The organism is Lapidilactobacillus dextrinicus DSM 20335, from assembly GCF_001436095.1.
GTDB classification, from domain to species: domain Bacteria; phylum Bacillota; class Bacilli; order Lactobacillales; family Lactobacillaceae; genus Lapidilactobacillus; species Lapidilactobacillus dextrinicus.
This window is the reverse complement of record NZ_AYYK01000004.1, coordinates 164,850-187,559: the sequence shown is the minus strand read 5'-3', so window position 1 is coordinate 187,559 and position 22,710 is coordinate 164,850. Positions and strand designations below refer to the sequence as shown.

At 39.3% G+C, this 22,710-nt stretch carries 16 protein-coding genes and 2 pseudogenes; 14 read left to right on the top strand and 4 right to left on the bottom strand.

The genetic code is table 11. The features are described from left to right. Positions 1-45: 45 nt before the first annotated feature. The 11 genes and pseudogenes from FC84_RS03020 to FC84_RS02975 all read left to right on the top strand — a co-directional run bounded on the left by FC84_RS03020 (position 46) and on the right by FC84_RS02975 (position 8,072). On the top strand, positions 46-810 hold the full coding sequence (locus FC84_RS03020) for a hypothetical protein (protein ID WP_057755195.1): 765 nt from the start codon (positions 46-48) through the stop codon (positions 808-810). 19 nt (positions 811-829) lie between these two features. Continuing rightward, a complete protein-coding gene (locus FC84_RS03015) occupies positions 830-1,849 on the top strand; it encodes a hypothetical protein (RefSeq protein WP_057755192.1) in 1,020 nt (339 codons plus the stop codon). Position 1,850: 1 nt separating this feature from the next. After that, on the top strand, positions 1,851-3,257 hold the full coding sequence (locus tag FC84_RS03010) for an RsmF rRNA methyltransferase first C-terminal domain-containing protein (RefSeq protein WP_057755189.1): 1,407 nt from the start codon (positions 1,851-1,853) through the stop codon (positions 3,255-3,257). Positions 3,258-3,273: 16 nt separating this feature from the next. Next, positions 3,274-3,780, top strand: coding sequence for a DUF1697 domain-containing protein (locus tag FC84_RS03005; RefSeq protein ID WP_201780883.1), 507 nt, complete (start codon positions 3,274-3,276; stop codon positions 3,778-3,780). A gap of 138 nt (positions 3,781-3,918) precedes the next feature. Further along, on the top strand, positions 3,919-4,389 hold the full coding sequence (locus tag FC84_RS03000; protein WP_057755184.1) for a DUF2975 domain-containing protein: 471 nt from the start codon (positions 3,919-3,921) through the stop codon (positions 4,387-4,389). 10 nt (positions 4,390-4,399) lie between these two features. Continuing rightward, positions 4,400-4,612 carry a helix-turn-helix domain-containing protein gene (locus FC84_RS02995; protein ID WP_057755181.1) on the top strand — a complete coding sequence of 71 codons (213 nt, stop codon included), beginning with the start codon at positions 4,400-4,402 and terminating at the stop codon, positions 4,610-4,612. 169 nt (positions 4,613-4,781) lie between these two features. Next, positions 4,782-5,672 (top strand): annotated as a pseudogene (locus FC84_RS09125) (glycerophosphoryl diester phosphodiesterase membrane domain-containing protein); the annotation flags it as partial. After that, entirely contained in the window at positions 5,667-6,524 is an 858-nt protein-coding gene (locus FC84_RS09120) for a glycerophosphodiester phosphodiesterase (protein WP_269079386.1), read from the top strand. The pseudogene FC84_RS09125 and the gene FC84_RS09120, both read left to right, overlap by 6 nt. Before the next feature lie 178 nt (positions 6,525-6,702). Further along, positions 6,703-7,011, top strand: a complete 309-nt coding sequence (locus tag FC84_RS02985) for a zinc-binding dehydrogenase (RefSeq protein WP_083479510.1) — start codon at positions 6,703-6,705, stop codon at positions 7,009-7,011. An 82-nt stretch (positions 7,012-7,093) separates the two neighbouring features. Then, a pseudogene (locus FC84_RS02980) lies at positions 7,094-7,585 on the top strand (type 1 glutamine amidotransferase domain-containing protein); the annotation flags it as partial. A 58-nt stretch (positions 7,586-7,643) separates the two neighbouring features. Beyond that, complete coding sequence (locus FC84_RS02975) at positions 7,644-8,072, top strand: hypothetical protein (protein ID WP_057755173.1); 429 nt, start codon at positions 7,644-7,646, stop codon at positions 8,070-8,072. A 66-nt stretch (positions 8,073-8,138) separates the two neighbouring features. Here the strand turns inward: FC84_RS02975 and fni are convergent, their stop codons facing one another. Genes fni through mvk form a run of 4 tightly spaced genes read right to left on the bottom strand, consistent with a single transcriptional unit; the run spans position 8,139 to position 12,270 of the window. Next, entirely contained in the window at positions 8,139-9,230 is a 1,092-nt protein-coding gene (gene fni, locus FC84_RS02970) for a type 2 isopentenyl-diphosphate Delta-isomerase (RefSeq protein ID WP_057755170.1), read from the bottom strand. Further along, positions 9,227-10,309, bottom strand: a complete 1,083-nt coding sequence (locus tag FC84_RS02965; RefSeq protein ID WP_057755166.1) for a phosphomevalonate kinase — start codon at positions 10,307-10,309, stop codon at positions 9,227-9,229. The genes fni and FC84_RS02965 overlap by 4 nt, the downstream gene beginning before the upstream one ends. Before the next feature lie 30 nt (positions 10,310-10,339). Further along, the gene (gene mvaD, locus FC84_RS02960; protein WP_057755163.1) at positions 10,340-11,302 is read right to left on the bottom strand and encodes a diphosphomevalonate decarboxylase; all 963 of its coding nucleotides are present in this window, start codon (positions 11,300-11,302) and stop codon (positions 10,340-10,342) included. After that, positions 11,302-12,270, bottom strand: coding sequence for a mevalonate kinase (gene mvk, locus FC84_RS02955; protein ID WP_057755160.1), 969 nt, complete (start codon positions 12,268-12,270; stop codon positions 11,302-11,304). Before mvk ends, mvaD begins: the two co-directional genes overlap by 1 nt. 231 nt (positions 12,271-12,501) lie before the next feature. Between mvk and FC84_RS02950 the strand changes: the two genes are divergently transcribed. From FC84_RS02950 to FC84_RS02940, 3 genes are all read left to right on the top strand, one after another. After that, entirely contained in the window at positions 12,502-16,053 is a 3,552-nt protein-coding gene (locus FC84_RS02950) for a PD-(D/E)XK nuclease family protein (RefSeq protein ID WP_057755157.1), read from the top strand. After that, positions 16,046-19,801 (top strand): helicase-exonuclease AddAB subunit AddA, encoded by a 3,756-nt coding sequence (addA, locus tag FC84_RS02945; RefSeq protein WP_057755154.1) that lies wholly within the window; start codon positions 16,046-16,048, stop codon positions 19,799-19,801. Before FC84_RS02950 ends, addA begins: the two co-directional genes overlap by 8 nt. 110 nt (positions 19,802-19,911) lie before the next feature. Next, complete coding sequence (locus FC84_RS02940) at positions 19,912-22,668, top strand: helicase C-terminal domain-containing protein (RefSeq protein WP_057755151.1); 2,757 nt, start codon at positions 19,912-19,914, stop codon at positions 22,666-22,668. Positions 22,669-22,710: the final 42 nt, after the last annotated feature.

Genomic DNA, 22,710 nt, shown 5'->3' with positions numbered 1-22,710 from the left:
TTAGTAATTTTGCTATTTTGACGCATTTTAGCTAAAATTAAATTCATGGACTACTTATTAAAATTACAACAACTGGCAGAGCCTTATCGCAGCAACTTTGATGTTGAAGTTCGCTTGCTGGAAATCAAACGTTGTGTTGCTGAAATTAGCCAAGGCCAGCTTTTATCACGGCCACTGCCAATTTTGACTTTAGTTGAAGATTGTTGGCTAGACTTTTTAACAATTGGGATAAAACAGCAATTGCCAACTGTACAAATTGAACAGGATTTTCGTGATTTGAATCATTTATTTGCCAATTTTCGTAAATACTTGCAATATCATTTTGGTCAATGGACTTTAATCTCTCAACAGGCTTTGGCTATTTGGACAAAATACTGGCCCCATCGTCATTATTTAGAATTGATGGCTGGCAATGGTGTTTTGGCAAAAGGCTTAACGGCCTACGGTCAAAAGGTGATTGCAACAGATAGCTTTGCTTGGCAAGGGGAGAACAATACCGGTCGCCAATTACATTTTCCTGTTCAAGATGCTGATGCTTTAACAGCGATTAAAAAGTTCGGTTCGCAAGTTGACGCTATTATCTTAAGTTGGTCACCTGATCGTGATCCAATTGATGTCGTCATTGCCCAACAAATTCGTCAGCTCCCACAACATCCTGATTTAATTGTGATCGGTGAAAAATTCGGTGTGACGAATAGCGAGTTATTCTGGCATACGCAACCAATCGCCTTTTCGCCCCAAGTTCATCTGATCAACCGCTACTTACCACAACACGATCTCGTTAAAGAACAAGTCTTCTTAATCCGTTAAAAATATTCGGAGCAATTTTATGAAAAAAAAGATATTTTTCGATGCAATTTTAGTTATATTAACGTTTCTAATGTTTCTTTGCTTTCGGCAAAATGAACAGCGCAACAATGAGAGCCGTTTAAATCGTAATGGTCTTTCCGTTAACAGTCTAATTGTTAATCAGGCTCAAGATCAGCCTTTGCAAACGACAATTCAACAGATTGCCAAAAGTCCACTGAAAAATTATCAATTACAGTTTGTCAGCCGCAAAGACCCTAATTTTTCATATATCTATGCTAAAGGCGACGTTAATTCAACGTTACCGCTAATTTCAGGTCGCTTTTTTAATCAGCATGATTATGAATCTGAAGTCCCATTTGTTGTCTTGGGGTCTAATTTAACCAAGCAAACCTATCAACCGCAAGCCCAACAATATTATCAGTTAAACCATAATTATTATGCGGTCATTGGGGTTACCGGTGTTGGTGAAAACTCAGCGATTAATCAACATACGTTTGTTTCACTATCGCCTAATCAAACCTTAGATTCAGCCATTAGAACCGGTCAATTCCGAATCATTTATGATCCTAGCACTCAAAAAGCTAGCGATACAAAAAAGGTATTACAAATTTTTCATGCGACTGGTACCAAACGACTCGTTGACAGTTCTTCAATTAAGCGTGAACGCCAAGGTTGGTTCGACCGTTCTGGTATGATTATTACCCAAATTATTTTGTTGTTAGCGTTAATGATTATTGTTACTTGGATTTTAGCTTACTTGGTTATTTTTGCCAGCAAACAATTTAACTTAGGTTCATTTTTACAAAACCAACTAAGTCTTAAAACGCTTGGCCAATTAGCTGCTCATTTAATTTTAGCCACAGGTATTGGGTTTGTAATCGGTTGGCAAACTCAAAAAATCAATCGTCCAGAAGTTATTTTGACAATTTTATTATTGTTCGTCTTGATCACGTTAATTAGCGCTTATTTATATTTAACTCACTCACACCACTACACCCACTTAAAACAAGTCTTGAATTCTAATAAAAAGCAGGGATAAGATGACATTACCACAAGCATTTATTGATAAATATCAACACTTACTAGGCGCCGATGCAGACGCCTTTTTTGCTTCATTACAAGAGCCAGCCGTTGCTGGTTTTCGGGTTAATCCACATAAGATTAATTTCGATTTACAACAACAGTTTAACCGCGATTATCAACCAGTTCCTTGGAACGCCAGTGGTTTTTATGGCAAAATTTCAGGCCACGACATTGCCCAAATTTCTGGGGGAATTTATAGTCAAGAACCTAGCGCTCAAGGCGTCGCTGCATTAGCCGACCCTCAACCAGGAATGCGCGTTTTGGATTTGTGTGCTGCACCTGGTGGTAAGACGACTCAATTAGCCGGTTTATTAGCTGACCAAGGTCTGTTAGTTGCCAACGAAATCGATCGTCAGCGTGCTAAAATTCTGTCAGAAAATGTTGAACGCTTTGGCTATGATAATGTGGTGGTCGTTAATCACGATCCTGATAGTCTAGCTGCTATTTTGCCGCAATTTTTTGACTTAATTGTCATCGATGCACCTTGCTCCGGTGAGGGCATGTTCCGTAAAGATCCTGATGCCATCAGCTACTGGTCGCCAGACTATGTTTTACAATGCCAAGAACGTCAACGACTAATTTTACGAGCGGCGTTAAAAATGCTGCGACCAAATGGACAGGTGGTCTATTCAACCTGTACCTTTGCTCCAGAAGAGGACGAAGAGAACATTGATTGGTTATTGCAAGAATATGAAGCCTTGTCCGTTGTAACACCGACGACTACTTGGCCCGGTGTTGATGAAGGACGTCCAGAATGGGGCAACGATAATCCGCAGTTAACTGGCGCTCGGCGCTTCTGGCCGCAGCATTTAGCTGGTGAAGGACACTTCATGGTTAAATTACAAGCAAACGGCCTAGTAACTGAAGCAGTGCCAGCACGTCCAATTACTCAAAAGAAACATGCAAAAAATAAACGTACTGTTTACAAGGATAAAGCCCAGTTAACCAAGGAACAACAAAAACTATTCCAGCAATTCATCGACCAAACCTATCAAGTAGCACCGGACTGGACCAAAAAAACTTTTCTGGTCCAAAAAGAACAATTATTTGCTGTCCCTAACGAGTTAGTCGCCATTGAAGGATTAAAATACGTTCGCCGTGGATTATGGCTCGGTGAATTCCGTAAAAACCGCTTTGTTCCTAACCATGCTTTGATCATGGCTAGCACCGCAACTCAATTAAAGACAATTATTGAACTATCTGAAGAACAATATCAGCAATACGTTCATGGTGACGTAATTCGGCTAGACACTAATTTAGCAAAAGGTTGGTATGGCGTTAGCTACCAACAACAAATTTTTAGCTGGGGTTATTTAGTTGAACGAACTTTGAAGAATTTCTATCCTAAAGGGTTACGCTTCTAACTTTAAGGAGGGCGCAATGATGAAATACATTGCCTTACTACGAGGAGTTAATGTTGGGGGCAAGAATGCAGCATTAAATTTTCAAAATATTAGCACTTATATTAATAGTAGTAATGTCATTTTTGACACAGCAGCGACTGATATTTTAAATCTGCAGCAACAATGTCAAGCTGCAATTTTAAACCATTTTCAGATCGAAGTTCCTGTTGCTGTTATTAGCGTAACTGATCTAAAAACAGTGCTCGCTCATGCACCAGCCTGGCGGGGCGTTGCACCAGAAAGTAAACACAACGCGATTATTGTTATTCCACCAGTTGATCCAGCGACAATCATCGCAGAAGTTGGTGCTGCTAAACCTGAATATGAACAGGTCTTTAATTATGGTCAGGTTAGCTTTTGGTCTGCGCCGCTTAAAACCTTCTCAAGAACAAGTTGGTCTAAAATCACTGCAAAAACTAGTTACGGCGCTATTACCATTCGCAATGCCAATACCATTAAAAAATTAATTTCCTTAGCAGAATAATTACAGTTAACGCCTTAAGAATGATTTGGTTCTTAAGGCGTTTTTTGTTGCTGATTAATTGAATTTCGATAATTATTTATTGATTATCGATAAAAATAATGCTAAATTTAAACCACAATGATAATTGAGGTGTTTAAAATGAAACAACAAATTAAACTGTTAAAAGTCGCACTGATTGCTGGCGTTGCGTTAATCTTATTTTTTGCGACGATGGTGGCAGCAAAACTATTTAGTGGCGCAACTTTAAAAATGGGACTGAGCATTACTTTATTTGCTGCAGCAATTGTTTTAGGTAGCTTGCTGGTTATTTTAATTGCTTTTTGGTTGAATCAATTACTAAATATCATTCAAAAACAACAAGTTTTCTCCCAATCGGCATTACCAATTGTTGCCAAAATTAAAAGAACCATTTTCCTAATTGGTTTTGATTTAATCGGTATTTTGCCGCAAGTCTACCAAAATGCCCAAAATGAAGATGCGCCAGGTTTAATATTGATCGGCTTAGGGCTTGTTTTTTTACCATTTGCAGTTGGAATTTTTGCCACTATTTTGGAACAACTTTTAATTCAAGCCGTCACTATAAAAAAAGAAAATGACTTAACAATTTAGGAGGGCAGCAATGGCGATTAAAATTAAGCTTGATCTTTTACTTGTTCAACGCAAAATGACGTTAACCGAATTGTCTGAGCAAGTTGACTTAACAATGGCTAACTTATCGATTCTAAAAAATGGCAAAGCTAAAGCAATTCGTTTCTCAACTTTGGCAAAAATCTGTGCAGCCCTCGATTGCCAACCAGGGGATTTAATCGAATATCAACCAGATATCAAGTAAATTGGGCATACAAAATAAAAACGGCACGTAGATAATGTCTAGGACTAGTCTACGTGCCGTTTTTAATGCGTCAATTTGGGTGGCAGCTCTTAAGCTATGCTATCGTTAAAATAGATCATAAGGAGGGACAGTAACGATGCGCACATAGCAATCATTTCGCAATGCCAATCGCGAACTCTTTAAAAATTGGCCGACCTATTTAATCACAATATGGGGTTCATCAGCAGTCATTATCTTAGCGGCCACGTTATTGCTGACTCACTTTACCAACTGGCTGCTTAAAGTCAGTCAAATTCCTTATTTATCCTATTCAGATCTAGGCCAGCTGCTAAGTCATCACTTTTGGGTTGCTTTGATTTTGTCAGGGGAACTAATCTTATTGTTATACTTAATCTACGGTCAATTTGCGTTTGTTTTGATTATTAGCGATCAACTTCAACACCGGCAATTTCGTCGGATTACCAGCGCGCTTCACCAAACTTTTAAAAGGCTCAAATCCACATCCCCATTAGCTTTTTTGATTTTCATTAGTAACTTTATCATAATTTTGCCACCAGCCAGCTTGCTGTTAAGCACACCATTAATCAATAAGTTAAAAACACCCGGACCGATCTTAGACTTCTTATTGCAAAATCCGCCTTATGCAGTGATCGTGGATATTTCATATCTGATTTTATGCTATCTGGCTTTACGCTTATCACTGATGTTGCCACTAATCTTATTAAAGCAATTATCTTGTCGACAAGCTGGGCAATTAAGCTGGCAAAAAACTAAAAAGCAGTTCGGTCGTTTCTTGGGCGAACTAATGCTCATCGTTAGTGTTAGCTTACTGCTAACTGCCATTTTTGATAGTATCATTTACTTGTTACAAAGCTGGCTAGATACCACTTCAATTGCGCCAAATAGCGTGATTGTTAATCTCTTTTTGATCGAACTATTTGCTGAAATCATCACTTGTTACTTGGTTGCGATGATTAGTCAATTACTTGTCAAAAATATAACCACAAGCTCATACCAGCAAACTTTTAGACCACCAGCTTTTTATAAGTGGTTGGTGGTACTGCTTGTCCTTGCAGGCGTGACCGGACTAGTCACAAATCAACTGTTACTGCTGAAACAATTAACGTTTAGTCGGCCACTAACAATCTCACACCGTGGTGTTGATAATGGCAATGGTGTTCAAAATACAATTCCATCCTTAAAGCAAACCAGTCAGGAAAAACCTGATTATATCGAAATCGACATTCAACAAATCAAAGATCAGCAATTCGTCGTCTTACATGATGATAATTTAAAAACGCTAGCAGGGCTTAATAAGTCACCACATCAATTAACGTTACAACAACTTACACAAATTACTGTTCGCGAAAATGGGCATCAAGCTAAACTGGCTAGTTTTGATGACTACTTAGCAACAGCGAAAAAGCTTAATCAAAAGCTATTGATTGAGATTAAAGCAACGCCGACTGATTCCAAAGATATGACAGCTATTTTTATTCGTCGTTATCAAAAGCAAATCTTAAAAAATCATCATCTTGTTCAAACACTGTCGTATCCCGTGGTTACACAACTTAAACAACAAGCACCACAATTATTTGTTAGTTTTATTTTACCTTATAATTTAACGTTACCAGTGACTAAAGCCAATGCTTATACGATGGAGGCGACAACCTTAAATACCAAATTTATTCGTCATGCTCAACAGAAAAAACAACAAGTTTATGCTTGGACGGTTAATGAACCACAACAAATGGATCATATGATGTTTATTGGCGCCAAAGCGATTATTACCGACCAATTGCATGAATTGAAACAACAGATCAAACGTAATCGCCGCCAACCTAATTACGCCAGTTTGTTACGTTCGTTAATGATACCTGTAACTTCATCGGAAGCAAATAAAACAAATTAAACACGAAAAAGCACTGAAAAAATGAGCTGCGCAAGTCATTTTTCAGTGCTTTTTTAATTAAATCTGTCAGCGATTAATCTTGCCAACGTTTCATTTTTTACGGTTTTTTAGACACCCGTCGTGAAACCAAGCTCAAGGAAGCGCTAAAAATCTTAAAGCCGGGGCCAATTATGTCACAATAAATAACATCCCCGAACCCAATTTTGCTGATCAACAACATCTGAATAAATTCAAAAAAATGATTTTTGCGCTCTTTTCAACTGAGCAGCGGCAGATTGCTAAGTATTATGGTGTTGGCTATCAATTTTATTTAATGCACGAAGATGGCACTCAATTACAACAATTAACCGAATGGATTGAAGCCGGTAAGCTACAACCGCTCATTGACCGTACTTATCCCTTTGCCAAAATTAAAGAAGACTTAACTTATTCTAAAGCTGGCCATACTGTCGGCAAGGTTAATATTGTCATACCACCAATTCATTAGTTCTACAGCTGTTAGTTAAAATGTGAAAGGATGTTTTATTGAATGAAAAAAGTACTCATTATCGAAACAAACACTTGCAACAATTATGGGGATTTATGAAAGTGCAGATTTTATTCAGCGTGGCTTGAGCAATACTTTGAAGCCAACACAGATTAAACCAGCTGATTATGATGCTATTTATTATACTGGCGGCCATGGTGTGATGTGGGACTTTCCCGATAATCCAGAGCTAAAGACGATTGCGCGGACTATCTATCAAAATGGTGGTTATTTGGTCTAGGTCTGTCATGGTATTGCCGGCTTATTGAATCTTCAAGATGAGCAAGGGCATTATTTAATCGCTGGCAAAAAGATTACTGGCTTTACCCCCGCTGAAGAAATAATTGCAGGTAAAAAAACTGTCGTCCCATTTCTCAATCAAAAAATAGCGACCGAACACGGTGTAGAATTTAAAAAGAAACGTTTTTACAGCGAATATGCCCTTAAGGATGGACAATTGATTACTGGTCAGAATCCATTCTCAGTACGGGCTGTTGCAAAATTATTAATTCAAGCTTTGACCACTAACAACTGAAAAGCACTGCAAAATCTGTTAGGATAAATGACAGAAGTTAATTTGTGGAGGTCGCAAAATGAATAACCTTGACTGGTATTTACAGCAATCAGAAAGTTTGACATTGGCAGAAATGGACGCGTTACAACAGCAGATTTTTAACCAGGCGGACTCAACAGATCCTGAATTTCAGGAAGTCTGGCAAGATTTGCTGAGCTCAGCTATTAAATATACTTCGATTCGAGCAGGATGGCATTTATTATCTCGCTCAGAAAGAAGTGCGCAAGACCAAGTACGCACAGCAACACATAATGATGTCATTACTAATTTCTTAATTTTAGAGCGACTTTTTAAACTCAAAGGTTGGCATAGCCAAGCTTGGACTGAGAAACTGTTTTTACAAGCTGACCAACCACAACGGCACTTAGCTGATGTTAACGGTCATCGCAAACGCATTGGCGATTTTGCCAATTATTTGGCCTTCATCAGTGCACTAAGTCAACGTTAAGGAACTCATCATAAAAAAGCGCAAATCATCAATTGATGATTTGCGCTTTTGCTTTATTATTCATAACTAGCGTTGTTGTTTAAATTGCTGCCAATCTAAATCTGTTTGTTGAACAAAGTTAATTAATTCTGGGCTGAGAATTAGTGATAACTGTCGCAAATCAGCTACATTGCGGCAACCAAGCATGGCAAAAATCCCTTTAAATTCTGTTAGCCAAGCTGCAAATAGCGTCATCATTTCGTCTAAATCGTGATGTAAGGCTAAATGTAAGAAGTAAGCAGACATCCCTACTAAATCACCGCCTAAAGCCAAACATTTGACAGCTTGCCAAGGTGTTGAGATACCACCACTGGCAAAGGTGATTACTGGCTGTTGTTTAAGCGTCTGTTGAACGTTTAAGCGTTCTAGCAAGCTCTCAATCACGGTTAAACCAAAATCGCTGTAATCAGAAATCAGCGCTGTTTTACGCCGATGATTTTCGATTTCAATAAAGTTAGTTCGACTAATACCAGAAAGATCAATATTTTGAATGCCTAGGGCTAACAATTGGGCGATGGTACTGGCACTCATACCAAAACCAACTTCCTTAGCAATTAAGGGCGTTTTTTGTCCAACTGTTGCTTGAAGATGAGCCAGTTTTTTCGACCATAAATAATCTTGATCACCTTCAGGCATGGCAAATTCTTGGGCCGCATTTAAATGGACTTGCAGCGCGTCAGCATTCAATAACTTAATCAACTCAATAGCAAAATCAACCGGGTGATCAGCGCCAATATTGGCAAAAATTAACCCTTCAGGATGATTCTCGCGAACAGTGGTAAAGCTTGTGGCTAATTCTGGTTCTTTTTTTAGAATGCTCATAGAACCGACTGCCATTGGTAATTGGAAGTGAGCAGCCAATTGGGCGAGCTTTTGATTAATAACTAAGGCCTGATTCGTGCCGCCAGTCATGGCATTAATATAAATTGGATAATTAATGGTTTTATTAAAGAGCATCTGTTCTAAATGAACAGATGCTAAAGTTGTATCAGGTAGACTAGGGTGGCTAATACGCACACCAGCAAACTGATCACGCGCAAATTCTGGCTGACGATAAAAGCGTTCAGCAATGGCAATATGCTCTTTTTTACGTTGTTCTTGTTGCGAAGGCTGGGTCATACTAAGACCTCACTTAAGTTATAAACAGCAAGTGACAGTGTTTCAATATGGTGACGTGACCAATCAGAAATCAATTGGGCTTGGTCAACGTGACGATCAGTAATCGCAATACCACAGTCACCACCACCAGCACCTGAGAATTTAGCAGCGGCGCCATATTTTTCAGCGATTTGACAAAGTTCTTTTAGTTCTGGTGTTTCAATATTAACTTCTGAGAATGCGCCTAATTGTCTAAGCAAGGCGCGATTTCCTCGAATACCGCCTTTGACAGCTGCAAGATTACCTGTCTTAATACCAGCAATAATGCCTTGAATACATTTGCGACTATTGGCTAGGAATTCTTGGTACTGATCTTTTTTGGCAAACTTTGCAATTGTAATTTTATCTACCAAGCGACTTGTTGAAGCAGGGGAGCCAGTCCAACCAATTAATAATTCTAATTCATTAGGTACATTGAGCACTTCAATTCTAAGTCCAGGCCATTCACTAGCCAAAATTTCGGTGAAATTGTCAGTTTTTAACACGGTTCTTAGCCAGTCTTTATCAAAAGTACTAAAAGCTAACCAACCACCAAAAACGCTTGCGGCAATATCACCCAATGAACCATTACCTTGAATATTAAAATGGGCAATGGCTGCTAGTTTGAAAATATCCATGCGAGATAAATCAAGTTGATAAAATTCACAGAGTGCTTTAACGGTACCGACAGTCACTGCTGCTGAACTACCAAGACCATATTTGCGACCACCGTTATCTTCTAGTTGACTGTTAATATCTAAATCATAAATTCGGAGTGGTTTACCCATTTCTAGGGCCAAAGTTTCAACAACGCGGATTGCTTCAAGAATATAGTGGAACGGATTATCACGATTATCAAACACCATTTGATCGCCTTGGCGACGCCAATGAAAATCAGTTTCAGCATATTGACGGGAATTGATCGTTCCTTGATCTTGCGCTTCGCTAACTGAAACCGTGATAAATCGATCTAAAGCAACGAGAATTGCGGGATGTCCCGGTTCCAGCACAGCATATTCGCCTGCAATATAAAGTTTTCCGGGAGCTTTGACTGTAATCATCTAATTATTTCGACCCTTCAAATACATAATTTATTGCGTCATCAATTTGGCACCAGGGCCAGGTTGACACAATGTATAAGTAAGATTTGGTATTTCTGCGTTCAAAATCTCAACGATTTTAGAAACGTCTTGCATGTGACATATTAATTTAGGATTAGGGCCAGCGTCAAGCGTTAAGTAACAATTTAACCCTTTTGTACGAATTTGACGGACCAATTCCCAAATTTGGAGTGTTTCCGGAGCAAAATAGGTAAATGGAGGATTAGCGCTTAGCGTTGTTGCATGCATGCGCATCGCATTAGTTTCCGCGAGTTTACCAATTTGCGCGATATCTTGGTCAGCAATAGCCGCAGACATACGACTAATATCAGCCTCAGCAGTTTTAACCCAGGCAGAATAGTAGGGGGAACTAGTAACAGCCGCTTGCATACCAGCCCCTGATAAAATCGACTTTTGTTGCTGATTAACTAAGACTGCAATAACTGCAATCGGAAAATCAACTTGTTCACTTAATGGTTCTGCAAAAGAACTTTGATCATCTGTTCCCGCATGCCATAGTACAAAACCACCATACAATGAACGACTGGCAGAACCAGAACCGTGACGGGCGAGAATTGATAACTCACGTCGAGACAATTCTAAACCAGCAGCATGGCTAGCCGCCACTGCTAAAGCGGCAAAAGCAGACGCAGAAGAAGCCAGACCAGCTGACGTGGGGACATGATTATGACTTTTAACCTGTGCTTTTTGCTGACTACCGGCTAATTGGCGAACATCATCTAAGACTCGCATCAATTTGGCAGAGACTGGTTGTTGCTGGCCTTCAAAAATAAACTGATCCTCAGCTTGATCTGTGAATTCAACACTGGTTTCCGTATAAAATTTATCCAGTGTTAATGACAGTGAACTATTGTAGGGGAGCATTTGAGCAACATCACGTTTACCCCAATATTTAACTAGTGCAATATTTGTATATGCGCGCGCTAAGCTCATTATTCTACCTCCGTTTTAGCTAAAGATGTTAACCAAGTTTTCTCCGTGAATTGACGTTGGGCAATTTGAGCAGTCGTTAAGTCAGCAAAGTAGCCAAAAACGCAACCACCTAAGCCACCGCCAGTTAACTTGGCTCCTAAAGCGCCATGTTCACGTAGTTTAGCAATTAAGTGATTAAGGGTCGCTGTACTAACTTGAAGTTGTTGTAGGGCTGTTTGGTTTTGATTTAAGAGCTGGCCAAAATGATGTTGGGCAACAAGATCGGTTTGCGTTAAGATCGTCTTAGCCTGTTCTACGATATCTTTAATTGCCGTCATCTGATCATGCCATAATTTAGCATTGACCGTTTTTAAAGCCGCCACCGAACGAACGGCTTCACTGGTACGTCCAGTTACACCGCTGTCAACAATTAATAAATAGCCCGGCAGCTTAATAGTTAAGGGCTGTGCTAATTGCTGCCGTTGAAAAAAGTAACCTTGATCAGACTTAACAACGAGTGCATCCATGCCACTAGGATTACCATGTTGAATCATTTCAGCAACATTAACCAACTCATCAAATTCAGTTGACGTAACTTTAATTTCTGTAAAATCAAGTAACGCTCTTAAAACCGCCGTTGAAATTGCTGCTGATGATCCCATACCACGTTCAAAAGGGATGTCACTGGCAACCGTTAGTTGCAACTTTTTAGGCCAAGCCAGCATTGCGCCTTGATTAGTAATAAAAGTTTCAATTAGGCTCTTAATATTGACCAATTCGTCAGGTACATTGGCCAATAAACCATGATAAAGTGCAGAATCAAAACTTATTTCTGGTTGTTGGTCGACTGCTTGACTTTGCGGTGTTAGCGTTGCGCGGACTTGAATGCCTGTTAAGGGAATGGTAATGCCCGGAATCCCATAGACAACTGCGTGTTCACCGACAAGAATTAATTTGGCGTGACTAGTCCCAATGCCAATTTTTTTCATAAAAAAACCTTCCTCAAAAATATCCTAAACTTATGATACCTTAACTCACGCCCCAGTTGGCAAATTTTTAAAGTTTGAATCTTTTTTTAACATTTCAAAAAAGAACAGCGGCTGACAAAATAACGTTATAATGTGCGCTATTTTGAGCAAAAAATGACCAAATTTCACGGAGAATCCCTCATACGCGCTGACTGGCTAATATGCTAAAATAACAACAAGGAGATAACGACAATGACAATGAAATTCATAGTAGGTCGCCAACAAGATGATGTTGCGGCAAGATTGTACCAACAAATCAGCACCGATTATTCAACATCTTTAGACAAGCAATTCATTTGTTTAGTCCCTAATCACATTAAATTTAATAGTGAAGTCCAGATTCTAGCACATTTGGCAGATGCTCGGCCCGAATTGGCAACAAATGGTATTATCGCCAGCAGTCGCTTACAAATTCTATCTTTCTCACGGTTGCTGTGGTATTTCTTACGTGATGATCCTAAATATCAGCAACCCCAACTATCACCAGCAGCGCAAGCGATGTTTCTCAGTAACTTCTTGCACGATCATCGCCAAGAGTTGCCGCTCTTTTTTGGTGAGAGTCGAAAAATGGGCTTCCTGGAACAACTCGGACAACAACTTAATGAATTATTACAGGGAAACTTCTCAACAGCGGACTTACAAGAAATTCTGACTAAACTCCCTGAACAAAAACAAGTCCCTGGCTCAACACTTGAAAAAATTAATGAATTAAGCTTTATCTTCGAGAATTATCAAGCAGAAGTCGCGGCTAAATTCATGACTAATGAACAGTTAATGGCTTATTTTATTAGCCAAACCGAAAAGCGCGACTTTTCAAACTTTAATATTTATCTTTCTGGTTTTTCAGAATTAAACCAACAGCAAGTACAATTACTCCGTAACTTCGATCAACAGGGGGCGACGGTTTATTTAACTTTGTATTTAAATCCCGATTTAAAACATCAAGATATTAGTGAACAATATTATTTTCACGGCCCCCTTAAAATGCTACGTCAACTAGGCTATCCCGACCTGACGACAATTGCAGCGGAAAATTGGTTAAGTTGCCAAACAAAAAGAACGTCACCAGCTTTACAAGCACTTGAAGATTATTGGATTGATTCAACTAATGGTGTACCAGCAAATGCGCAAATGGATCAAAAAATGAAACAAGATGTTCAAATTTGGCAGGCAGATTCTGTTACCAGTGAAGTGCGCGGTGTGGCCAACTATATTCGGCAATTAGTCGCATTACAAAATTATCGTTACCGGGACTTTTTAGTCCTGGCCAATAATCTACCAGATTATACTGCCCCAATTGTGGCCTTGTTTAAGCAAAATGAATTGCCGTTTTTCAGTGATCAACAAATACCCATGGCCAATCATCCCTTGGTTGTCTTTATCAAGTCATTATTGAATATGACCCAGAATCCTTTAAACCGGGAAGATTTATTTGTGTTATTACGGACTGAATTACTGGTCCCAGCCGATCGTGAACTGTCAGAATTTCGGCAACAACTAGATTGGTTAGAAAATTACGCCTTGGCCTTTGGTATTCGCGGCACAACTTGGCTAAAAACAAAACCTTGGACACTTGAAGGACCTTATCGCAAGCAGGCCACCAATAATATTGAGCCAGATGCCCAAATGACCGCAATTGAAAATTTACACCAATTTATCGCACAAGTTTTTGGTGCTTGGCAAAAAGCCGTTAAAAAAGTCACCACGGCTAAAGATTTTGCTAGCTGTCTATATGACTTTTTAAACAACCAGCAAATTATTGCCAAGTTGCAAGCTTGGGAGCAAACCGCTATCGACCAAAATGACTTGGCCTTAGCCCAACAGCCACGCCAAACTTATCAGGCTTTTATCAACTTGCTGGATGATTACGTGACGATTTGGGGTGAACAACCGTTTGATCTAACCGTCTTTACTGATTTATTAAACGCCGGTTTCAACAACACTGAGTTTTCTCAAATTCCTGCAACTTTAGATGCGGTTTTAGTCTCTAAAGTAGGGATGGTTCAAGAACAAACTCATAAAATTACAATTATTCTAGGGGCAACCCGTGATAATTTGCCTACGCAAACTCAAAGCAATCAATTAATTGATGATCAAGAACGACGCTTAATTAATCAATACTTAGTGACGGCTAATAAGCCCCAGCAGCTAGGGGAGGCTACTAACGAACAAGCTGTTGAACAACCTTTGCGCTACGGTTTAATTTTCTTAACGCCGCAGCAACGGTTAATTTTTACTTATCCGCGTCATAGTGACCGTCACGCTGAAAATAAACTATCGCCATATGTTGCCCGGATTCAACAACACTTTGACTTGCCAACTACCGCTTTAACCGACTATCCGCAACGCGAAAGTCGTATTCTTGACTTTGCCGCATCCAAACAAGGTGTTGTTGGCCCATTACTATTGTTAAGTCGCCAAATGCAAACTCAAAATGAACCATTACCACCAGCTTGGCAATGGGTGAAACGACTATTAGAAGAAAATGGTCGGCAAGACTTCTTTAAGCATCTTTTAGCCAGCTTAACGTATCGCAATCAACCGCAAGACTTAACTTCAGAAAACGTCCAAAAGTTATACGGTCAACATTTATTTAGTTCGGTTTCGCAATTAGAGAATTTTTACATGAATCCTTACGATTATTTCTTAAAGTATGGTCTTAAATTGCGACCACGTGCAGAATATACCGTTGATAGTGCGAATACAGGGACTTTCTTCCATGATTATTTAGATCACTTCGTTAAATTATTGACCGAGCGTCACCTAAAGCCAGAAGAACTAACCCAAACGCAGTTAGATGCCTTAGATCAAGAAATTAGCCAAACCTTACTTGGTAAAACGGACTATCAAATTCTCAATGGTCCTGGCCAAATGCATTATTACCGCCGACGTTTGAGTAAAACCAGTGCTTTTATGAGCCAAGTCTTAATTGAACAAGCAGCGCATAGTTTTTTACGTCCGTTAATGACTGAAGTGCAATTTGGAATCATTGAGGGGACTAAAGGCCTGCCAGGATTAGAATTCCAGTTGGCTGACAACAAACAACTATCCGTCCGCGGTAAAATCGATCGGATTGACGTTGGTACAGCTGCTGATTTGAATTACTATCAAATCATTGATTATAAATCAGGCGACAAGAAATTTGATTTTACTCGCGCCTACCATGGTTTATCTTTACAACTATTAACTTACCTACAAACCGTTGCCAATAACTATCAGCGCTTATCGTTAAACCAAGCCGAACCAGTCGGGGCTTTTTATTTGCATATTGCGGACACGCCGTTAAAATATGCCGATAATTTAAACGTTAACCAAGAAATTTTAAAAAAGCATCGCTATAAAGGGCTGCTAATTGAACAGCCGCAAACAGATTACTTAGCTAACTTAGATCCTAAGTCCGAAAGTACGAATTCATTATTATATCCAGTGAAATATACGAAATCAGCTGGTTATAAAGTTACAAATGACAATTCCGGGGTCACAACTGATGAATTACAACTGTTGTTGCAACATAATCAAGAACTGTTGATTGCCGCTGCTAACGAAATTTTCTCTGGCAAATTACGAATTGCTCCTTATAAATTAAGCGATCAAGAAACTGGTCTGCAATATACTGACTATAAGTCAATCATGATGTTTGACGCGATGCTCCCAGAAAATCGTTATCACATTTTACCAACACTAGGTAAAGCTGATGTTTTAAATCAATTAAAACCAAAAAAGGAGGACGAGCCCGATGCCTAAGTTCACACCACAACAACAAGCCGCAATTGATCATCACGGTCACGACATTCTGGTTTCTGCATCAGCCGGTTCTGGTAAGACGACGGTACTAGTGAAACGAATCATTGAAGAAGTTCTCCATGGCGTGCCTTTGGATCAACTACTGGTTGTGACGTTTACTGATGCTGCAACCACCGAAATGCGCGAGCGAATTCGCCAAGCTTTAAATGATGCCGTTGAACAAGCAACCAATAGTGCTGAAAAACAAGCACTGCGGCAACAACTGAATTTATTAAATACTGCCCAAATTAGTACCTTGCATTCCTTTTGTTTAAAGGTAATTCAGAAGTTTTATTATCTATTAGACTTAGATCCTAACTTTCGTTTATTAGCTGATGATACTGAGAAAGAATTAATTAAAGAACAGACCTGGGCCAACGTGCGCGATCAGCATTACGATGCTGAAGATGAAGCCTTTTTCCAGTTGGCAGAACAGTTTGGTAATGACCGCTCTGATCAAGGCTTAGCTGATGCGGTTTTTTCGTTGTATGAATTTGCCATTGCTCGACCTCAACCATTAGTCTGGTTAGATAATGTGGTGCAATCTTATCAAATCGAAAATTCAATCAGTGATAATCCTTACTTCCAAGATAAAATCAAACCAGTATTATTGAATAACATTCAAGAAGTTGCCACCGCTTGCGATTATTTATTAGCAAAATTACCCACAATTACCGACGATAAAGGGGAACTGGCCGAATTCTTTACGGCTGATCAACAATTATTAAGCAGTATTATCCTGGCTAAAGATCAAGTACTTGACTACCACACCTTGGCAACAAAACTTCAACAATTTAAATTTCCTAGTCGCTTCACGGTTAAAGCTAAAAAGTATGCGGAAGAGTTGCCTGAGCGCGAAGCTTTTAAACAACAACTCGACGTGTTTAAAGAATTATACAAAAACTTGATAACACAGTACTTCTTTGCACCGGAAGCAACCCTCATTAAAAGTCAACAAGCCGCTAGTACAGTTTTACAAACCTTAGTTGATGTTACGAAAGAATTTATTCAAGCTTATCAAGCTGAAAAACAACATTTAAAGGCGCTAGACTTTAACGATTGGGAACAATTAACTTGGGAATTGCTCATGTTTGTTAAAGACGGCCAACAACCTGTCCAAGCCTATTACCGCCAATTGTTTCATGAAGTTTTAGTCGATGAGTACCAAGATATTAATCCACTACAAGAGGCCATTTTACAAGCTGTTTCACAAGATGAACCTGGTAATTTATTTATGGTTGGAGATGTGAAACAATCTATTTATGGTTTTCGCCAAGCCGATCCTAGTAAGTTTTTACAGAAGTATCAAGATTTTAAATCTGAAGCCGTTACTGGCGAGCGCATTATTCTAGCGGAAAACTTCCGTTCAACAGCCAACATTAATCAAAGTACCAACTTCTTATTCCAACAGGTGATGCATCACGACCTAGCTGAACTCGATTACGATCAAGATGCGCAACTCGTTACAGGGGCCCAAGATTATCCTGAAGATTTAGAGACCAGTACCGAAGTGCTCTTGTATGAAACTAAAAGTACAGCCGAAAAAACGACTCCAGATGATAATGCAATCCTAAATAGTACCTTCAGTAAGGATGAAGCCCGAATTAAACTTTTAGGTCAAAAAATTAAACAATTACTTGATGAACCTTACCAGATTTATGACCGTAAGCTCGAACAAAAACGCAACATCACTTATCGCGATATCGCCATTTTAGTACCAACGCGGCATGACAACCTAGCAATTGTGAGCGAGTTGCAGCGTCAAGGAATTCCTGTTTTTGTTAAAGATGCCAATGATTATTTCCAAACGACTGAAATTCAAGTCATGTTGGCTTTTTTGGAAATCATTAATAATCCTGAACAAGATATTCCCTTAGTCACGGTTTTACGTTCGCCAATTGGTAATTTAAACGAGAATGATCTCGCCGTTATTCGGGCGACTGACAAGCAGCATAATTTTTATCATGCTTTACAAAAAGCTGCGCAATTGCCTGATTCACCGTTAACAACTCGCCTGCAAGACTTCTTGCAATTATTAAATCATTTACGTGATTACACCGTTCAACACAGCATTGCGCAATTAGTCTGGGAAATTTATCAACAAACTGGTTACCTAGATTATGTGGGCGGAATGCCTGGTGGTTTACAACGGGCGATGAATTTACACGCGTTGTATCAACGGGCTTTTAGTTATGAACAGACAAGTTTCAAAGGGCTTTATCAATTCATTAACTTCATTAAACAAATGCAAGCGCATGAAAAAGATTTAGCGCAGGCTTCCGTTGGCGAAAGTAACGAAGATGCCGTGCAATTGATGACAATTCATGGCAGTAAGGGTTTGGAATTCCCAGTGGTCTTTGTCTTTAATATTGATCACCAATTCAACCAAAGCGACGTTCGGCGCAATAAGGTTGTACTCGATGGTAAATACGGCGCTGGTGTTAAATATATTGATTTACAAAAACGGGTTAAATATCCAACGTTAATTGATAATTTCATCCGCCAACAGCATCAACAAGCTGCAATTGCTGAAGAAATGCGTCTTTTGTACGTCGCCATGACTCGTGCGAAGCAAAAATTATTGTTAGTCGGGGCAATTGATAATTGGGACAAACTAGTCCAAACTTACCAAGTTAATGATGAACACTTAACTACCTTACTACCAACCAATTTACGATTACCTAGCAAACTGCAAAATTTCTTGCAACTGATGCTACCTGCAATTTTACGTGCTAAAACCTTACAAATTCGTGGGACAGCCACACAATCGGCCAGTTCATTATTACCAACCACCGCGCAATTTACGGTTGAAGTGTTTAATCAAAGCGATCTCATTGAAGCACCTGTAACTACCACTAACCCAGAAACTGTCGGCGCAGTAGAAGTGCCATTAACGAAATTAGATCAGAAACTTCAAACAACAATTGCCACTTTACTTAATTTTCAATATCCGCATCAAACAGCAACTCAGACAACAGCCTACCAATCTGTTTCTGAAATTAAACAAGCCTTTACCGATCCTGACCAATTCCAGCTTAGTTTTTTACCGTTAACTTTAGCTGGCACAGCTGATCAGCAACAGGCTGCACATTTACTACCACCAACTGATTTAAGTGGGCGTTTAGTCAATGATGATTTCCCTAAGCCTAGCTTTATGACGCAACAGCAAAAGGTTACTGGGTCACAAATTGGGACTGCCACACATTTATTGTTACAACGGGTTGAATTACAACGGCTAATTGATTTAAACTATTTATCTGAACTGCGACAACGATTAACTGATCAGCAATTAATTTTGCCCGAAGTTGCAGCTAAAATCGATTTGCAAGCTATCGTCAATTTCTTCAAAACACCATTAGGGCATGCTTTACAAGATCAACAAAACCGTGTCCAGCGAGAAGTTGCCTTTTCATTATTATTACCAGCACAAGCAATTTTTAAAATGCCTGATGAAACAGAGATACAAAACCTATTAGTCCATGGTATTATGGATGGGTATGTGATTAACGATGATGACGTGATCTTATTTGATTACAAGACCGATTATGTAGGCCATGGTGCTCAGCAAGCAGATCGCTTGGCTGAACTGGTTGCTAAATATCAAGGGCAGCTTAATTTATACGAACAAGCACTCAGTAATATGCTTCAAAGACCAGTTACTCATAAGTACCTGTATTTCTTAGATATTGATCAACTTGTTGAGCTCTAATTTTAGCAATTAAAGCAGCATCAGTCATTTTCATTAAAGTTAATTCCAAAAGAAAACCAATAGGAGACAATCCTAATTTTGTCTCTTAAGTAATTAAAGGAGCGGGGAAGTTGGCAGATAAAGTCTATGCCGTCGTTGACCTAGAAACAACCGGCACGCAGCGCCATGCCGGCAATAAAATTATTCAGTTTGGCTGTGCGATTATCGAAAACGATACGATTACCGAGAATATTTCTTTATCGATTAATCCGGAACGCACCATTCCCCGCGAAATTCTGGCCTTAACCGGATTAAAAACCAGCGAGCTAGCTAGTGCGCCGACCTTTGATGAAGTCGCATCAACATTACGTGAATTGCTAGCTGACAAAATTTTTATTGCTCATAATGTTAATTTTGACTTACCTTTTTTAAACGAGGCATTTGTGGAGGTAGGATTAGATCCGATTGATCCCATTGCGATCGACACCGTAGAGTTAGCGCAAATTATGTTGCCTCAAGCCGCTAGTTATCGTTTAAAAGATTTAAGTACTTTCTTAAACATTAATCATGAACATCCTCATCAAGCAGATAGTGATGCTATTGCCACTGCTAAAATTTTCATTATCTTATTAAATCAATTAAAACAGTTACCTCAAGAAGTCTTACGACAATTAGTGCAACTTAGTCAGTATTTAACGAGACAGACTGGTCAAATATTTGAACAGATTCTTGACCAATGTCACACCGCACCATTGCCACCATACTTGCAACAGATTGGTCAATTCACGATTCGCCGTATGATTAGCGAACAAGCGACAACTGATCAGCGTCAAAATCAAGACTATCCCATTACTGACGATGACAAACGCCAACAGTTCGACCAAATTATTAAACCGCGGACTGCTCAATTTAAGATGATGGATTTTATCCAGCAACATGCACACGATAGTGAACAAACTAATTTAGTAATCGAGGCGCCTACTGGTGTTGGTAAGTCTCTAGGCTATTTATTCCCATTATCTTATGAACTAACCAAGCCTCAGCCGCATTCTCGTCTCGTCATTACCACTTCCACCACAGTCCTACAAGCGCAACTTTATCGTCAAGCCGTACCATTACTTGCTCATTTGCGGCATCAATCACTTAGTGCAGCATTATTAAAAAGTGCTAGCCACTATTTGGATCTCGACCGCTTTGCAGCCTATTTACAACACGGCGCCAAAAATCGTGGTACAGCCATTAACGAAATGCGTATCCTAGTTTGGCTAACACAAACCCAAACAGGGGACTTAGATGAGTTACAAATTACAAATTATGATACGGAGTTCTTCCAAAGTATTAATCATTTGCCTACGCTAGTGCCAAGTAGTCGCTATTATGAGGTTGATTATTGGCATCAAGTGGTACAAGCTGCTCAAACTGCTGATATTGTGATTACCAATAACGCTTATTTGGCCCAACATTTGACAGACTTTAGTTATGAGCAAGACATTTTGGTCGTCGATGAGGCCCAACATTTTGCTGAAGATTTGACCAACAGCTCCCACGGTTATTTTTCAGTGATGCAGTTACACAATCGCTTGAACCAAATTGATGATATCTTAAGAAGCTTAGCCGACAATAACGATGCTGAACCGTTGCTAGATAAATTACAGCCGGTTATTTTAACGAGTCAGTTGTTTTTAAGCCAAGCACAAGCTTTAACGCAACAATTAAATGATCAAGTGATCTTATTAGCTGGTGAGAATTTCATTCGCGAACCGGTTTATTTGGAGGCCGCTGATTTCCAAAACAATCTCACCATGCTTAATCGGGCTTTAAATGAACTAATTGATAATTTAGATAATTATTTAAACGCAACTGAAACCTTGGAATCAGGCGTGGACCGTCAAGAAATGCGACCAACTTCGGCCCAAAAGATCACCGAGTTAATTTTCCAGAATAACAAATTAGAGAAGAATCTGGACTATTTAGTAACTGGCTTTGATCATTTACAAAATAACGAATTTCGACAATATGGGTTTTACTTGTCCTTAGATGATGATGGGATTAATTATCGCTTTAATTGGTTGGCCAAGTCACATGATAAGTTGCGCCAAGCTCTGAATCAGCAGTTTAAAACTCAAATTTACACTGGCGCTTCTTTGGCCATTGGTCATGATTTTGACTACTTCTTAGAACAGTTAGGCTTTACCGAAACAGATGTGCAAACTTTACGCTTAGATTCACCGTTTCAGTATGAAGAAAAGGCGGAGTTATTATTACCCCAAGAAACGTATTCGCCAAGTGAAAATGGGGCGGACTATGATAATTGGCTGGCGAGCACGATTTTACCGGTGCTACAACAAACCGATGTTCAAACATTAATTTTGTTCAACTCACTTGCTAGCATTCGCAACGTTTATCAACGCTTGCAACATGTCCTGGGCTTTAAGCGGGAAATTATGGCTCAAGGGATTACCGGAAGTAATGATAAAATTGCCAAACGTTTCCGTTTATCTAAAAATGCCGTTTTACTGGGTTCACAAAGTTTCTGGGAGGGAATTGATTTCCCAGGTGAGCAGTTATCCTTACTCATTATTACGCGGATTCCTTTTGAATCGCCTAAGAATCCAACCACACATTATCGTAATAGTTTACTTAAAGCTCAGAATAAAGCGCCATTTCCAACCGATACTTTGCCTAAAGCCATTTTGAAATTAAAGCAAGGCTTTGGTCGTTTAATTCGCACGGAAACTGACCAGGGCATTGTCTTAATGATGGATGAACGGGTGATTAATAGTTCCTATGCCACTAAGGTTCAACGAGCTTTTCCACCCAAATTACCTAAAATTATTTTGCCTAATCAACAATTAGGGCACCATATTAGTGACTTTTTTGAAGAATAATCGGTCACAACTTGGGTAAATTCAAAAGCCAATCAAGTTTTG

Excerpts from the sequence above, each read along its gene's own strand:
- mvk (WP_057755160.1), bottom strand. The coding sequence starts at position 12,270 with ATGAAAAAAATTGGCATTGGGACTAGTCACGCCAAATTAATTCTTGTC.
- fni (WP_057755170.1), bottom strand. The coding sequence starts at position 9,230 with ATGACCCAGCCTTCGCAACAAGAACAACGTAAAAAAGAGCATATTGCC.
- addA (WP_057755154.1), top strand. The coding sequence starts at position 16,046 with ATGCCTAAGTTCACACCACAACAACAAGCCGCAATTGATCATCACGGT.
- FC84_RS02950 (WP_057755157.1), top strand. The coding sequence starts at position 12,502 with ATGACAATGAAATTCATAGTAGGTCGCCAACAAGATGATGTTGCGGCA.
- mvaD (WP_057755163.1), bottom strand. The coding sequence starts at position 11,302 with ATGAGCTTAGCGCGCGCATATACAAATATTGCACTAGTTAAATATTGG.
- FC84_RS03010 (WP_057755189.1), top strand. The coding sequence starts at position 1,851 with ATGACATTACCACAAGCATTTATTGATAAATATCAACACTTACTAGGC.
- FC84_RS02995 (WP_057755181.1), top strand. The coding sequence starts at position 4,400 with ATGGCGATTAAAATTAAGCTTGATCTTTTACTTGTTCAACGCAAAATG.
- FC84_RS03015 (WP_057755192.1), top strand. The coding sequence starts at position 830 with ATGAAAAAAAAGATATTTTTCGATGCAATTTTAGTTATATTAACGTTT.
- FC84_RS02975 (WP_057755173.1), top strand. The coding sequence starts at position 7,644 with ATGAATAACCTTGACTGGTATTTACAGCAATCAGAAAGTTTGACATTG.
- FC84_RS03020 (WP_057755195.1), top strand. The coding sequence starts at position 46 with ATGGACTACTTATTAAAATTACAACAACTGGCAGAGCCTTATCGCAGC.
- FC84_RS03000 (WP_057755184.1), top strand. The coding sequence starts at position 3,919 with ATGAAACAACAAATTAAACTGTTAAAAGTCGCACTGATTGCTGGCGTT.
- FC84_RS03005 (WP_201780883.1), top strand. The coding sequence starts at position 3,274 with ATGATGAAATACATTGCCTTACTACGAGGAGTTAATGTTGGGGGCAAG.
- FC84_RS02965 (WP_057755166.1), bottom strand. The coding sequence starts at position 10,309 with ATGATTACAGTCAAAGCTCCCGGAAAACTTTATATTGCAGGCGAATAT.